The sequence below is a fragment of the Micromonospora sp. CNZ296 genome (assembly GCF_007827635.1).
This window is the reverse complement of record NZ_VISW01000009.1, coordinates 260192-274197: the sequence shown is the minus strand read 5'-3', so window position 1 is coordinate 274197 and position 14006 is coordinate 260192. Positions and strand designations below refer to the sequence as shown.

At 71.8% G+C, this 14006-nt stretch carries 12 protein-coding genes; 5 read left to right on the top strand and 7 right to left on the bottom strand.

Going from position 1 to position 14006, the window contains the following annotated elements:
• Positions 1-73: 73 nt before the first annotated feature.
• Genes FB455_RS17380 through FB455_RS17365 form a run of 4 tightly spaced genes read right to left on the bottom strand, consistent with a single transcriptional unit; the run spans position 74 to position 3525 of the window.
• Positions 74-784: an ABC transporter permease gene (locus FB455_RS17380; protein WP_013288490.1), complete on the bottom strand. Its 711-nt coding sequence runs from the start codon at positions 782-784 to the stop codon at positions 74-76.
• Positions 784-1743, bottom strand: coding sequence for an ABC transporter ATP-binding protein (locus FB455_RS17375; protein ID WP_013288491.1), 960 nt, complete (start codon positions 1741-1743; stop codon positions 784-786). The genes FB455_RS17380 and FB455_RS17375 overlap by 1 nt, the downstream gene beginning before the upstream one ends.
• Entirely contained in the window at positions 1740-2618 is an 879-nt protein-coding gene (locus FB455_RS17370) for an ABC transporter permease (RefSeq protein WP_013288492.1), read from the bottom strand. Before FB455_RS17370 ends, FB455_RS17375 begins: the two co-directional genes overlap by 4 nt.
• On the bottom strand, positions 2611-3525 hold the full coding sequence (locus FB455_RS17365; protein ID WP_013288493.1) for an ABC transporter ATP-binding protein: 915 nt from the start codon (positions 3523-3525) through the stop codon (positions 2611-2613). Before FB455_RS17365 ends, FB455_RS17370 begins: the two co-directional genes overlap by 8 nt.
• 370 nt (positions 3526-3895) lie before the next feature.
• On the opposite strand from FB455_RS17365, the gene cysC reads away from it, so the two are divergent.
• From cysC to galT, 3 genes are all read left to right on the top strand, one after another.
• Positions 3896-5425, top strand: coding sequence for an adenylyl-sulfate kinase (gene cysC, locus FB455_RS17360; RefSeq protein WP_013288494.1), 1530 nt, complete (start codon positions 3896-3898; stop codon positions 5423-5425).
• Between the two features lie 178 nt (positions 5426-5603).
• Positions 5604-6392, top strand: coding sequence for a DeoR/GlpR family DNA-binding transcription regulator (locus FB455_RS17355; RefSeq protein ID WP_013288495.1), 789 nt, complete (start codon positions 5604-5606; stop codon positions 6390-6392).
• Complete coding sequence (gene galT / locus FB455_RS17350) at positions 6389-7462, top strand: galactose-1-phosphate uridylyltransferase (protein WP_114918804.1); 1074 nt, start codon at positions 6389-6391, stop codon at positions 7460-7462. The genes FB455_RS17355 and galT overlap by 4 nt, the downstream gene beginning before the upstream one ends.
• Positions 7463-7774: 312 nt before the next feature.
• Here galT and FB455_RS17345 read toward each other — a convergent pair whose 3' ends face one another.
• A complete protein-coding gene (locus FB455_RS17345; RefSeq protein WP_013288497.1) occupies positions 7775-8992 on the bottom strand; it encodes an NADP-dependent isocitrate dehydrogenase in 1218 nt (405 codons plus the stop codon).
• 139 nt (positions 8993-9131) lie between these two features.
• Here FB455_RS17345 and FB455_RS17340 point away from each other — a divergent pair, with 139 nt between their 5' ends.
• Positions 9132-9923, top strand: coding sequence for an MBL fold metallo-hydrolase (locus FB455_RS17340; RefSeq protein ID WP_145754062.1), 792 nt, complete (start codon positions 9132-9134; stop codon positions 9921-9923).
• Between the two features lie 130 nt (positions 9924-10053).
• On the opposite strand, the gene mdh is transcribed toward FB455_RS17340, so the two are convergent.
• Entirely contained in the window at positions 10054-11004 is a 951-nt protein-coding gene (gene mdh / locus FB455_RS17335) for a malate dehydrogenase (protein WP_013288499.1), read from the bottom strand.
• A 98-nt stretch (positions 11005-11102) separates the two neighbouring features.
• Entirely contained in the window at positions 11103-11966 is an 864-nt protein-coding gene (locus FB455_RS17330) for a bifunctional methylenetetrahydrofolate dehydrogenase/methenyltetrahydrofolate cyclohydrolase (protein ID WP_013288500.1), read from the bottom strand.
• A 390-nt stretch (positions 11967-12356) separates the two neighbouring features.
• Here FB455_RS17330 and FB455_RS17325 point away from each other — a divergent pair, with 390 nt between their 5' ends.
• Complete coding sequence (locus FB455_RS17325) at positions 12357-13955, top strand: peptide ABC transporter substrate-binding protein (RefSeq protein WP_013288501.1); 1599 nt, start codon at positions 12357-12359, stop codon at positions 13953-13955.
• Positions 13956-14006: the final 51 nt, after the last annotated feature.

Below are 14006 nucleotides of genomic sequence, written 5' to 3'. Positions count from 1 at the left end.
TAACAGACCGGACACGGCAGGGCAGAACCCGTTTTCCGGCGCTCGTGCCGGAAAACGGGTTCCGCCCCGGGGTTCAGCTCGTCTCGCCGGCCACGCTGAACGAGCGCAGGCGGTCGATCGCCAGCACTGTGAACCCGACCGCCACCAGGGCGGTGAGCACCGCCGCGACCGGCACCGAGACGGTGGTGCCGAGCAGCGGCGTCGGCGCCATCCGGTCGGCCAGGGCGATCACCCACTGCTGGATCGACAGCACCCGGGTGCCGCCGACGAACCGGCCCAGCAGCCCTTCCCAGATCAGCACGTAGACCAGGCCGAGCAGCACCGGCCGCCGGGTCACCAGGCTCAGCGCGAGGAACAGCGCCGAGTACGCCAGCGCGCCCGCCGCCGAGGCGGCGACCAGTGCGAGTCCGAGGCGTACCGAATCGGCGAGCACGCCCGCGACGTAGATCGGGACGCCGACGGTGACCGCTGTGACGCCGGCCGCGACCGCCAGCTTCGGCAGCACGATCTGCCAGCGCGGCAGCGGCTTGGTGAGGATGTGCACGACGGTGCCGTCGTCGATCTCCGCGCCGAGCACGCCGGTGCCCACGATCAGCGCCACCACCGGCAGCACCACCGCGAGGCCGAGGCCGACGAGCACCGGCGGTCCCCACTGGCCCGGGTCGACGCCGAGCGACCGGCAGAGCACCGCCAGGCCGATCAGGACCAGCGGCAACGGCAGCAGCATGAGGAACCGGCTCCGGCCGAACAGGCCGCGCGCGGTGATCCAGGTGACTGTCGACATCATGCCTCCACCAGATACGAGAAGACGCTCTCCAGCGACTCGTCCTCCGGCAGGAGCTGCCGGACCCGGATGCCGTGCCGGAGCGCGATCCGGGGCAGTGCCCGGGTGAACGCGCCGTAGTCGCCGGCCTTGACCGTCAGGCCGGTTCGGTCCAGCTCGACGCCGGAGACCGACGCCTCGGCCATCAGCGCCACCGCCAGCGCCCGGTCGTCGGTGGAACGCACCCCGAACACGTGCGGCCGGTTGGTCATCAGGCGGCGGATGGTCCGGTAGTCGCCGGAGGCGGCGAGCCGGCCGGCCACCATCACCTGGACCGTGCCGGAGACCTGCTCGACCTCCTCCAGGATGTGCGAGCTGAACAGGATGGTCCGCCCCGCGTCGCCGAGCCGGTGCAGCAGCGCCATCATGTGCAGCCGCTGGCGCGGGTCCATCCCGTTGAACGGCTCGTCGAGCAGCAGCACCTGCGGGTCGTGCACGAGCGCGGCGGCGACCCGGGTGCGCTGCCGCATGCCCTTGGAGTAGGTGCCGATCCGGCGGGTCTGCGCGTCCTCCATCTCGACCAGCTCGATCGCCCGCCGGGTGGCGGCCTCCGGGTCGGGCAGCCGGTGCAGCTTGGCGCTGGCGAGCACGAACTCGTACGCGCTGAGGAACGTGTGCACCGCCTCGCGCTCGCTGACCAGGCCGAGCCGCCGGTAGACGGCGGGGTTGCGCCAGGTCGGCTCCCCGTCCAGCGTCACGGTGCCGCGCGACGGGGACAGGAAGCCCGCCATCATGTGCAGCAGCGTGGTCTTCCCGGCGCCGTTGGGGCCGAGCAGGCCGGTCACGCCGGGGCCGAGCCGCATGGTGACGTCGTTGACCGCCACCACGTTGCCGTACCAGCGGGAGACGCCCGCCAGGTCGAGCGTGCTCGTCGCGGCGGCGGGCGCGCCGGCCGTCGACTGGGTGCTGATCGCCGTCATCGGGCGGCCACCTTCCGGTATCGCAGGAGCAGCAGGCTGACGCAGGCGGCGACCAGCAGCACGGCGGCCACGGCGTAGACCGGCCCGAAGTCGCCGATCGGCATGCCGCCCCGTCCCTGGGTCAGCCGGTCGCCGAGCGCCCAGTTGCCCACGCCGCCGACGAGCGTCGGCGGAGAGGCCACGAAGGCCAGCTCGTTGATCGTCCGCGAGGGCAGGATGGACAGCACGCCCACGACCGGCGTGGTCATCAGGAAGACCGCCACGATGCCGCCGGCGGCGAACGCGCGCTTGCCGGTGAGCGAGGCGACGAGCAGGGCGATCGAGGCGAACACCACCGCCCACAGCCCGGCGTAGAGCAGCCCGGGCAGCAGGTCGAGCAGCTCGTCCCACACCCCGCGTACGCCCCGGTTCGTGGTGAACGCGGCACCGAGGAACATCACCAGCTGCGGGCCGCCGAGCAGCAGCCACAGCGCGGTCACCAGCGCCAGCAGCTTGGACAGGGCGTAGTCGCCGCGCGGCAGCGGCCGGGAGAAGTACAGCGGCAGCACGCCGCTGCGCAGGTCGCGGGAGACCAGCTCGGGCGCGGCCACCGCGGCGAAGAAGATGACCAGCCAGCTCATCGCGTCGGCGAACTGGGCGTACGTCATCACCACCTCGCCGATCTGGCTGCGTACCGCGGTGACGCCGGCGGCCACCACTGTGACCACGGAGACGACCAGCCACGGGAAGATCTTGGCCTTGGCGCTGCGGCCCAGCCCGAAGACGGTACGCACGCCGTGCAGGTAGAGCGCGCCGAAGACCTGCCGGCGGCCGAGCCGCGGACCGGTGTAGCGCTGGTAGCCGATGTCGTGGATGACCCCGGTCGCGTCAGACATGGCTGGGCTCCCTCGCGGCGAAGAGTTCGGCCACCCGGTGCCGCCGCTGGTCCAGCCGGTGCAGCGGCAGGTCCAGCTCGGCGACCGCGCCGAGGATCTGGTCGTAGGTGGCGTCGTCGGCGAGCGGGACGAGCAGCAGCCGCCCGTCGCGGGTCACCGGCAGGTCGAGCGCGGTGAGCCGGGCGGCCAGTTCCTCCGTGCCCTCGCTCACCTCGACCGCGAGCACGTCGGTGGCGGTGGTCATGGCGGACACCCGGTCCGCGCGCAGCAGCCGACCGCCGTCGATGGCGACGAGCGTGTCGCAGATCCGCTCCACCTCGCCGAGCAGGTGCGAGCAGACCACCACCGAGATGCCGAACTCGGTGCCGATCCGGTGGATCAGCGCGAGCATGGCGTCCCGGCCGGCCGGGTCGAGGCCGTTGGTCGGCTCGTCGAGCAGCAGCAGGTCGGGATCGTGCACGAGCGCCTGGGCGAGCTTGACCCGCTGCTTCATGCCGGTGGAGTAGCCACCGACGGCCCGGTGCCGCTCCTCGTGCAGACCGACGTGGCGCAGCGCCTCGGAGGCCCGCTCGCGGGCGACGGTGCGCGGCAGCCCGCTGATCCGGCCCAGGTGGGTGACCAGCTCGGCGGCGGACAGGTCGGGCGGGAGGGCGTCGTGCTCGGGCATGTAGCCGACCCGGGCGCGAACCGCGGCGGGGTCGGTGGTGGGGTCGAGGCCGAGCACCTGCACCCGGCCGCTGGTCGGCGGGAGCAGACCCAGCAGGATCTTGATCAGAGTGGACTTGCCGGCGCCGTTCGCGCCCACCAGCCCGATGATCCCCGGCTCGACCGACACGGTGAGGTCGGCCAACGCGGTGACCCGGCCTCCGTACGTCTTGGTCAGCGACTCGGTCGCGAGCAGTGTCACGCCGTTCAGCGTAGAACTCCGGTGCCTCGCCGGAGCCTCTCCTGACCCCTGCGATCCCCTGATCCTCGGCCTCCGCGGCCCTTAGGTGGCGGGAACGGCGGCGCGCCTCGGGTGGAGGAGTCGCGCCGGCTCCGGTCCCGTCTCCGCCGAGCGGTCCGGCGGATACGGGACCGCGCGCTCGGCCGGTCGGCGCGCGCAGGCAGCCGTTCGCACGATCGACCGGCCGCGGCCCGCCGGTAAGGATTCGGTGACCCCGACTCGTCCTCGGCACGGTCGCCGGAACAGGCGATCACCGGGAGGCCGGGTGGCGCTCTCGACCGATCGCCGGTGGGCTGCGAAACTGTGTGCCGGCCGGTGAGTTGGGGGTTCGATGAGCAACGGGTGGCTGCTGCCCGAGGACGTTCTGCGGGATGCGCCGTCGTACGCGCCCAGACCCGCTGAGCTGGCCGATCTCCAGTTGTTGCTGAGCGGGGCGTACGCACCGCTCACCGGTTTCATGAGCCGGGCCGACCTGGCCTCGCTGAACCGGCGCGGCCGGCTGGCCGACGGCACGCCGTGGCCGGTGCCGGTGACACTCCAGGTGCCGGCGGCGCTCGCCGACGGGCTGGACCCGGCCGACCCGGCCCGCCGGGCGGTGGTGCTCACCGACGGCGAGGGCGCACCGGTGGCGGCGATGGACGTGACCGACGTCTGGCCGGGCCGCGAGGGCATGGTGGGTGTCGGCGGCACGGTGCGCCGCCTGGGCGACGGCGGCCACGGGCCGTTCCAGCGGCTGCGGCGCGGCCCCGACGAGGTACGCGGACTGCTGCCGCCGGGCCGGGTGCTCGGCGTGTTCGCCGACCGTCCCCTGCACCGGCCGCAGCTGGCGCAGATCGCGCACGCGGCCCGTACGCTCGGCGCGCACCTGCTGGTGATGATCCCGGTGGGCGAGGAGTCGATCGGCGGCCTGCCGGCCGAGTCGCTGGTGCGCAGCGTGTTCGCCGCCCGCGACCGGATGCCCCCGGCGACGCTCGTGGCGGTGCCGCTGGCCCGGCGGCGCGACGAGATCAGCGACGCGCTGCTGCGGGCCCGGGTCGCCGCCGCGTACGGCGTGACCCACCTGCTCTCCACCGAGGGCATGCTCTCCGGCGCCGGTCTGCGCGTGCTGGTCCCCCGCGAGCTGGCCTACGACAACCGGGACGGGCAGTGGCGCTGGCGCGAGGACATCCCGCCGCGCAACCGGCGGCTGGCGCTGAGCGCGCGCGAGATCGACGACCTGCTGGACCGGGGTTTCCCGCTGCCCGAGTGGCACACGCCGCCGGCGGTGGCGAAGGAACTGGCCCGGGCGCGCCCGCCGCGGCGGCACCGAGGGCTGGTGATCTTCCTGACCGGCCTGTCCGGCTCGGGCAAGTCGACGATCGCCCGAGGGCTGGCCGACGTGCTCCGCGAGCAGGGCGACCGCACCATCACGCTGCTCGACGGCGACGTGGTGCGGCGGGAACTCTCCGCCGGGCTGGGGTTCAGCAAGGCCGACCGGGATCTCAACGTGCGCCGGATCGGCTGGGTGGCCGCCGAGATCGCCCGGCACCGGGGCGTCGGCATCTGCTGCCCGATCGCGCCGTACGCGGCGGCCCGCGCCACCGCCCGGGAGATGGCGGAGACGGCCGGGGCGGGCTTCCTGCTGGTCCACGTGGCGACGCCGCTGGCGGTGTGTGAGCAGCGCGACCGCAAGGGCCTGTACGCCCGCGCCCGGGCCGGCCTGATCACCGGGATGACCGGCATCGACGACCCGTACGAGGCGCCCACCGACGCCGACCTGGTGGTGGACACCTCGGATCTGAGCGTCGAGGAGGCCATCGGGAAGGTGATGGAGCACCTGACCGAGACCGGCTGGGTGGAGCCCCGCCTCCAGCCCGCGTGACCGCCTGACCGCCGGCCGAGTCCCGGCACTCCAGCACCCTCGACCGCCGTCGTCCGGCTTCCGGACGGCGGCGGTCTCGCATCACCCCTCGTTGCGCGGTAGTGTTCGTCTTTGTTGGAACACGTTCGACCGCGTGGAGCGCCCGCGTGAGTCGGTGAGGCGCGGAGGTGAGCCGGGGATGCTGGCGCGGCAGCGGCAGACGGCCATCCTGGAACGACTGCGCCGCGCCGGCGGCGTCCGGGTCACCGAGCTGGCGGCCGAGTTCGGCGTCTCCGACATGACCATCCGGCGCGACCTGGACACGCTGCACGAGCAGGGCCTGCTCGCCAAGGTGCACGGGGGCGCGACGCCGGCCGGTCCCGGCTCGACCGACGAGCCCGGCTTCCACGCCAAGTCCGTCCGCCAGTCGGCGGAGAAGGCCGCCATCGCCGAGCATGCCGCAGGGCTGGTCCGGCCCGGCGCCGCGATCGCGCTCTCCGCCGGCACCACCACCGCCGAGCTGGCCCGGCGGCTGGTGGACGTGCCCGGCCTCACAGTGGTCACCAACTCGCTGCCGGTGGCGGAGGCCCTGCACGTCGGCGGCCGGCCGGACCAGACGGTGGTGCTCACCGGCGGCGTACGCACACCGTCGGACGCGCTCGTCGGCCCGCTCGCCGTGGCCGCGATCGCCGCGCTCCACCTGGACCTGCTCTTCCTGGGCGTGCACGGGATCAGCGAACGGGCCGGTTTCACCACCCCCAATCTGATGGAGGCGGACACGAACCGGGCGCTCGTGGCAGCGGCGGACCGGCTCGTGGTGCTCGCCGACCACACCAAGTGGGGCACCGTCGGCATCTCGTCGATCGTGCCGCTGGAGGCGGCGGACGTGCTGGTCACCGACGACCGGTTGGCACCCGAGGCCCGACGGGTACTCGACGACAGGGTGGGTGAGCTGGTGACGGTGCCCACGACGAGGGGGGCGGAGTGAAGCGTACGCAGATCGCGCTGGCCGACGGCCGCGAGCTGATCTACTTCGACGAGCGGGACGACGCGGTCCGCGACCAGCCGGACCGGCGGGACCTGCCCCCTCCCCCGCCCGCCTCGCAGCTGCGGTACGACCCGCTGACCGACGAGTGGGTGGCGGTGGCGGTGCACCGGCAGACCCGCACGTTCCTGCCCCCGGCCGACCAGTGCCCGCTGTGCCCGTCCCGCGGTGAGCGGCACAGTGAGATCCCGGCACCCGACTACGACGTGGTGGTCTTCGAGAACCGGTTCCCCTCGCTGAGCCAGCGGGTGGCCGACGAGCCGGCCGAGATCACGCCGTTCACCCCGGTACGCCCCGGACGCGGCAGGTGCGAGGTGGTCTGCTTCACCGACGACCACAACGCCTCCTTCGCCCGCCTCTCCCCGCACCGGGTGCGGACGGTGCTGGACGCGCTCGCCGACCGCACCACCGCACTGAGCGCGCTGCCCGGCGTCGAGCAGGTCTTCCCGTTCGAGAACCGGGGCGTGGAGATCGGGGTGACGCTGCACCACCCGCACGGGCAGATCTACGCGTACCCGTTCGTCACGCCGCGCACCCGGACCATGCTGGCCGCCGCCCGGCGGTACGCCGACCGCACCGGGGGCAACCTCTACGCCGACGTGCTGGCCACCGAACGCGCCTCCGGAGAGCGGGTGGTGACGAGCAACGAGCACTGGACCGCGTACGTCCCGGCGGCGGCGCGCTGGCCGTTCGAGGTGCACGTGGCACCGCACCGGCCGGTGCCGGACATCCCGGCGCTGAACGACGCCGAGCGGGACGCCTTCGGGCCGCTCTACCTGGACCTGCTGCGCCGCTTCGACGGGCTGTTCGACCTGCCGATGCCGTACATCGCGGCCTGGCACCAGGCGCCGGTGCGGATCGACAGGGAGCTGGGCCACCTGCACCTTCAGCTGTTCAGCATCCGGCGGGCCAAGGACAAGCTGAAGTACCTCGCCGGGTCGGAGTCCGGCATGGGCGTGTTCATCAACGACATCGCCCCGGAACGCGCCGCCGAACTGCTCCGCGCCGCATGAAAGGAAGGGCCCCTTGTTAACGCCTGCGGTAGAGGAAGGGCCCCTTCTTAACAGCCGCGGCCCGAGCAGGGGGCGCGGGGGGCCCGGGACAGGACCCCCCGCAGGGAAGGGACGGCTGGCTGCGCTCAGCAGCCTCGAAGGTCGGCCGGCCGGCGCGCGGCCACGGCCCACCTTCATGGACGCGACTGGCATCTCGTCCACCTTGTCAACGAGGGCGCACCGAACGAGGTCACGCCGCCCCGGCGGGCCTGAGGTGTTAAAAAGGGCCCCTTCTACAACGCGAGGCGTTAAGAAGGGGCCCTTCCTTGCACGTCAGGCGGCGAGCTTGCGCGCCAGGTTCTCGTCGAGCGCGTTCATGAACTCGTCGGTGGTCAGCCACGGGGCGTCCCGCGAAATGAGCAGCGCGAGGTCCTTGGTCATCTGGCCACCCTCGACGGTGTCCACGATGACCTTCTCCAGCGTGTCGGCGAACTCGGTGACCGCCGGGGTGCCGTCCAGCTTGCCCCGGTGGGCCAGGCCCCGGGTCCAGGCGTAGATCGAGGCGATCGGGTTGGTCGAGGTCTTCTCGCCCTTCTGGTACTGCCGGTAGTGCCGCGTGACGGTGCCGTGGGCGGCCTCGGCCTCGACGGTGCGGCCGTCCGGGGACAGCAGCACCGAGGTCATCAGGCCGAGCGAGCCGAAGCCCTGCGCGACGGTGTCGGACTGCACGTCACCGTCGTAGTTCTTGCAGGCCCAGACGTATCCGCCCTCCCACTTGAGCGCGGCGGCGACCATGTCGTCGATCAGCCGGTGCTCGTAGGTGAGGCCGGCGGCCTCGAACTCGGCCTTGAACTCGTTCTCGAACACCTCGGCGAAGATGTCCTTGAACCGGCCGTCGTACGCCTTGAGGATGGTGTTCTTGGTCGACATGTAGACCGGGTAGCCGCGGTCCAGGCCGTACCGGAACGAGGCGCGGGCGAAGTCCCGGATCGACTCGTCGTAGTTGTACATGCCCATGGCGATGCCGCCGCCGGGGAAGTTGGCGACCTCCATCTCCATCGGGGTGCCGCCGTCGGCCGGGGTGTAGGTGATGGTCACAGTGCCGGGGCCGGGGACGACGAAGTCGGTGGCCTTGTACTGGTCGCCGTGCGCGTGCCGGCCGATGATGATCGGCTTGGTCCAGCCCGGGACGAGCCGCGGCACGTTCGACATGATGATCGGCTCGCGGAAGACCACGCCGCCGAGGATGTTGCGGATGGTGCCGTTCGGCGACCGCCACATCTTCTTCAGGCCGAACTCCTCCACCCGGGCCTCGTCCGGGGTGATGGTGGCGCACTTGACGCCGACGCCGTGCTCCTTGATGGCGTTGGCGGCGTCGACCGTGACCTGGTCGTCGGTGGCGTCACGGTGCTGGATCGACAGGTCGTAGTAGTGCAGGTCGACGTCGAGGTAGGGCAGGATCAGCTGCTCCCGGATCTGCTTCCAGATGATCCGGGTCATCTCGTCGCCGTCGATCTCCACGACCGGGTTGTTTACCTTGATCTTCGCCATCGGCCGGCGCTCCTCTCGGGGGACACGTGCTCAAGCAGTACGAGCGTACTGGAAACTGACCGGCAGTCCCCAGGCGGCCCGGGTGGACCGCCGGAAAAGCGGGCTGCGCCGCGCCTCGGCCCGCTGGCATCATCGTCCGATGCCGCGCAGCCGCACCCTCGGGTCTATCACGGTCACCGCGCTCTCCGACGGCGAGGGGCCCTTCTTCCAGCCCCGCGGCGAGGCGTTTCCCGACGCCACGGAAGCGCACTGGCAGGCGGCCGACCGGCTCGATCGGGGCGCCGTCACCGACGACGGCCGGTGGTGGCTGCGGTTCCGCGCGTTCGCGGTGCGGGCCGGCGACGGGCCGGTCACGCTCGTCGACGCCGGCATCGGCCCGGCCGACTCCCTCGCCGCGAGCTGGGCGCCGGTGCCGGGCCGGCTGCCGGCCGAGCTGGCCGCGGCCGGGATCGACCCGGCCGACGTGCGCACCGTGGTCCTCACCCATCTGCACACCGATCACGTGGGCTGGGCCGGCGCGCTGTTCCCGAACGCGGACCACCTGATCCAGCGCGCCGAGGTGGACGCGCTGGAGCTGTTCCACCCGGAACTGCCGGCCCGGCTGCTGAGGCCGTTGCGCGCCGCCGGCCGGCTGCGGGTGGTCGACGGCGAGACGCCCCTCACCCCGGGGGTACGGCTGCTGCACACGCCCGGCCACACGCCGGGTCACCAGTCGGTGCTGGTCGAGGCGGGCGACGACCGCCTCCTGATCACCGGCGACCTGCTCGTGCACGCGATCCAGTTGGTCGACCCGGAGCTGGCGTACGCCCACGAGGAGGACCAGCCCACGGCCCGTCACTCCCGGCAGCACCTGCTCACGTCCCTCTCCCCCACCGTCCTGGCCACTCCCCACCTGACCGCCCCCTTCACCCCCCATCCCCTCCCCGGATGATCATGAGGTTGGCGGCGTATTCGATCTCCAATTCCGCCGTCAACTTCATGATCGACGGGGAGAACCGCGGGTGGGACGGCAGAAGGCCCGCCGGCGGAGCCGGCGGGCCTTCGACGCTGTGGGACGGGCGTCACATGCTGGCGACGTCGCCCTGCTTGGCGCGGACCGCCTCGGCGGCCTCCTTCAGCGCGGCCAGCTCGTCGGCGTCCAGGTCGGTCTCGACGACCCGCTTCACACCCTCGGCGCCGATCTCGGCCTCGACGCCCAGGTAGACGCCGGAGATGCCGTACTCGCCGTCGACCCAGGCGCAGACCGGCATGACGGCGCCGGAGTCCTCGGCCACTGCCTTCGCCATCCGGGCCGCGGCGGCGGACGGGGCGTAGTACGCGGAACCGGTCTTGAGCAGCGCGACGACCTCGGCGCCACCGTTGCGGGTCTTGACGACCAGCTCCTCGATCTGCTCGGCCGGCATGACGTCACGCAGCGGCTTGCCGTTCACCGTGCTCTTGGACGGCACCGGGACCATCGTGTCGCCGTGCGAGCCGAGCGTCAGGGTCCGTACCGACTTCACCGGCACGCTCAGCGCCTCGGCGACGAAGTTGGTGAAGCGGGCGGTGTCCAGCATGCCCGCCTGGCCGAGCACCCGGTTCTTGGGGAACTGAGTGGCGAGCTGGGCCAGCGCGGTCATCTCGTCGAGCGGGTTGGACACCACGATGACGACGGCGTTCGGGGCGTACTTGGCGACGTTCTCGGCGACCTGCCGGACGATCTTGGCGTTGGTCTCCAGCAGGTCCATCCGGCTCATGCCCGGCTTGCGCGGCAGGCCGGCGGTGATGACGACGACGTCCGAGCCCTCGATGGCCTCGTAGCCCTCGCCGTTCGGGCCGGTGGTGACGCCGACGACCTTGGTCTCGAAGCCCTCGACCGCGCGGGACTGGTTGAGGTCGAGCGCGAGACCCGCCGGCTTGCCCTCCACGATGTCGGTGATCACGACGGTGTCGAAGACGTCGTACTCGGCCAGGCGCTGTGCGGTGGTCGAGCCGTAGAAGCCGGCGCCGACGACAGTGACCTTCTTACCCATGGTCGTCCCACTCCCTGATACCAGTCGGTTTTCCGGACCGTATCAGCCATCCTGGCACCGATCGGGTCAGGGGCGGACGGTTATGACCTGGGTGGGTGTCAGGCGGTCCGCTCGGCCCGTTCGACCACGTTCGTCAGCAGCATCGCCCGGGTCATCGGGCCGACGCCGCCGGGCATCGGCACCAGCTTGCCGGCGACCTCGGCCACCTCCGGGTCGACGTCGCCGGTGTAGCGGCCCTTGCCGTCCTCGCCGATGACCCGGGTGATGCCGACGTCCACCACCGTCGCGCCCGGGTTGATCATGTCGGCGGTGAGCAGCCCGGGCACGCCCGCGGCGACGATGACGACGTCGGCTGCGCGGGTGTGCGCGGCCAGGTCGAGCGTGCCGGTGTGGCAGAGCGTCACTGTGGCGTTCTCGCTGCGCCGGGTCAGCAGCAGGCCCAGCGGGCGGCCGACCGTGTTGCCCCGGCCGACGACAGCCACGTTCGCGCCGCGCAGCGGCACGTCGTGCCGGCGCAGCAGCTCCACGATGCCGCGCGGGGTGCAGGGCAGCGGCGCGTCGTACCCGAGGACGAGCCGGCCCAGGTTGACCGGGTGCAGCCCGTCGGCGTCCTTGTCCGGGTCGATCGACTCCAGCGCGCGCTGGGTGTCGAGGTGCCCGGGGAGCGGGAGCTGGACGATGTAGCCGTGGCAGGCCGGGTCGGCGTTCAGCTCGGCCAGCGCCGCGTCGAGCTGCTCCTGGCTGGCGTCGGCCGGCAGTGCGACCCGCAGCGAGGCGATGCCGACCTCGGCGCAGTCACGGTGCTTGCCGTTGACGTACGCCTGGGAGCCGGGGTCCTCCCCGACCAGCACGGTGCCGAGGCCGGGGGTGATGCCGCGTTCCGCGAGCGCCTTCACCCGGGCCCGTAGCTCGTCCTTGATCTCCGCCGCGGTGGCCTTGCCGTCCAGGATCGTCGCCGTCACGTCGTGATCGTCTCACGGCTGCGGGCGGGCCCGGACGACGACGGCCGACGATCACGCTGCGCAACGTGCCCTAACTCACGGAGAGTGACCAGTCACCGTGACACGGCGGCCCTGACACGCCCGGACGGGCAGGGACCGGACAGGCGGGCCGGACGTCGCAGACGCGCTTGACCGACCTCGAACGGACCACCAGGGGCGAACAAAAGGCCAGGTAGGGGCGGTGTTTAGCACGCGCGGACAGCAGCGGCAAGGCCCGCCGAACACGATCCGTCATCAGTTGACCACGCACTAGTTGTCGACGGGCCGGATGGCGACCTACCGTTACCGCTCGTTGCGCAGAGTCACCCAGCGCCGGGACGACCGCGCAGCGTGAGGAGATGAGGAGACTCCATGCGTGTTCGTAGGCTCGCGGCCTGGGCCGCGCTCCCGCTCGCGGTGACGCTCGGCCTGACGGCCTGCGGCTCGGGCGGTGGCGGCGGCGGTGCCGGCGACTCCGATGCGGCCGTGCGGATCGAGATCGCCGAGCCGCAGCACCTCGTGCCCACCAACACCAACGAGACGAGCGGCTCCCAGGTCCTGTCGGCCCTGTTCAGCCCGCTCGTCGACTACGACGAGGCGAACAAGCCGCACGAGGTGGCGGCCGACTCGGTGACGACGTCCGACAACAAGGTCTGGACGGTCAAGCTGAAGCCCGGCTACACGTTCCACAACGGCGAGAAGGTCACCGCCGACAACTACATCGACGCCTGGAACTACGGCGCGTACGCGCCGAACGGCCAGAACTCCAGCTACTTCTTCGAGAAGGTGGCCGGCTACGACGACCTCCAGGGCGAGAGCCCGAAGGCGACGACGATGAGCGGCCTGAAGAAGGTCGACGACCTGACCTTCACCGTGACGCTCAGCCAGCCGTACGTGGACTTCAAGTCCATGCTCGGCTACACCGCCTTCTACCCGCTGCCCAAGGCGGCCTTCTCCGCCCCGGGCGTGCTCGCCGAGGGCTACGAGCAGGCGCCGATCGGCCAGGGCCCGTTCAAGATGAAGGGCAGCTGGCAGCACGACGCCAAGGTCGAGGTGGAGCGCTACGACGCGTTCCCGGGCCAGCAGCCCAAGGTCGGCGGCGTCGAGTTCCGCATCTACCAGCAGCCGACCGCGGCGTACGCGGACGTGCTGTCGGACAACCTCGACGTGATCAAGACGATCCCGACCGAGAACCTGTCGACCGCCTCGACCGACCTGGGCGACCGCTTCCAGCAGAGCCCGGCCTCGTCGCTGCAGGTGCTGGCCTTCCCGACGTTCCAGGAGGAGTTCAGCAAGCCCGAGGTGCGCAAGGCGATCTCGATGGCGATCGACCGGGACGAGATCACCAAGTCGATCTTCAAGGACTCGCAGCAGCCGGCTCGCTCGTTCGTCTCGCCGGTGGTCGCCGGTTACCGGGAGAACACCATCGGCACGGCGGGCGCGTTCGACCCGGTCAAGGCCAAGGCCATGTACGAGGCCGCGGGCGGCCCGAAGAAGATCGAGCTGTCCTACAACGGCGACGGCGGCCACAAGGACTGGATCGACGCCACGTGCAACCAGCTCAAGGCCAACCTGGGTGTGGAGTGCGTGGGCACCGCCGAGCCGAAGTTCGCGGACCTGCTGACCAAGCTCAAGCAGAAGCAGCCGGTCGGCCTGTTCCGGATGGGCTGGGTCATGGACTACCCGTCCATGGAGAACTACCTCGGCCCGCTGTACAGCACCACCGGCTCGTCGAACTACTACGGCTACAGCAACCCGGAGTTCGACAAGCTGCTCGCGGAGGGCGCCCGCGCGGCGACCGAGGACGAGGCGATCAAGAAGTACCAGGCGGCGGAGGACCTGCTCGCGCAGGACATGCCGGTGATCCCGCTGCGGTACGGGCAGAACAACTTCGGCCACTCGACCAAGGTCAAGAACGTCCACGTGGACCTCTTCGACCGGGTGGATCTGCTGAAGATCGAACGCGCCTGACACCCCGCTGACGGGCCGGGCCACCCCCACCGGGTGGCCCGGCCCTCGCAT

Coding starts and splice junctions, on each gene's coding strand:
- FB455_RS17380 (WP_013288490.1), bottom strand. CDS start 784: ATGTCGACAGTCACCTGGATCACCGCGCGCGGCCTGTTCGGCCGGAGC.
- FB455_RS17375 (WP_013288491.1), bottom strand. CDS start 1,743: ATGACGGCGATCAGCACCCAGTCGACGGCCGGCGCGCCCGCCGCCGCG.
- FB455_RS17370 (WP_013288492.1), bottom strand. CDS start 2,618: ATGTCTGACGCGACCGGGGTCATCCACGACATCGGCTACCAGCGCTAC.
- cysC (WP_013288494.1), top strand. CDS start 3,896: ATGAGCAACGGGTGGCTGCTGCCCGAGGACGTTCTGCGGGATGCGCCG.
- FB455_RS17355 (WP_013288495.1), top strand. CDS start 5,604: ATGCTGGCGCGGCAGCGGCAGACGGCCATCCTGGAACGACTGCGCCGC.
- FB455_RS17345 (WP_013288497.1), bottom strand. CDS start 8,992: ATGGCGAAGATCAAGGTAAACAACCCGGTCGTGGAGATCGACGGCGAC.
- FB455_RS17340 (WP_145754062.1), top strand. CDS start 9,132: ATGCCGCGCAGCCGCACCCTCGGGTCTATCACGGTCACCGCGCTCTCC.
- mdh (WP_013288499.1), bottom strand. CDS start 11,004: ATGGGTAAGAAGGTCACTGTCGTCGGCGCCGGCTTCTACGGCTCGACC.
- FB455_RS17325 (WP_013288501.1), top strand. CDS start 12,357: ATGCGTGTTCGTAGGCTCGCGGCCTGGGCCGCGCTCCCGCTCGCGGTG.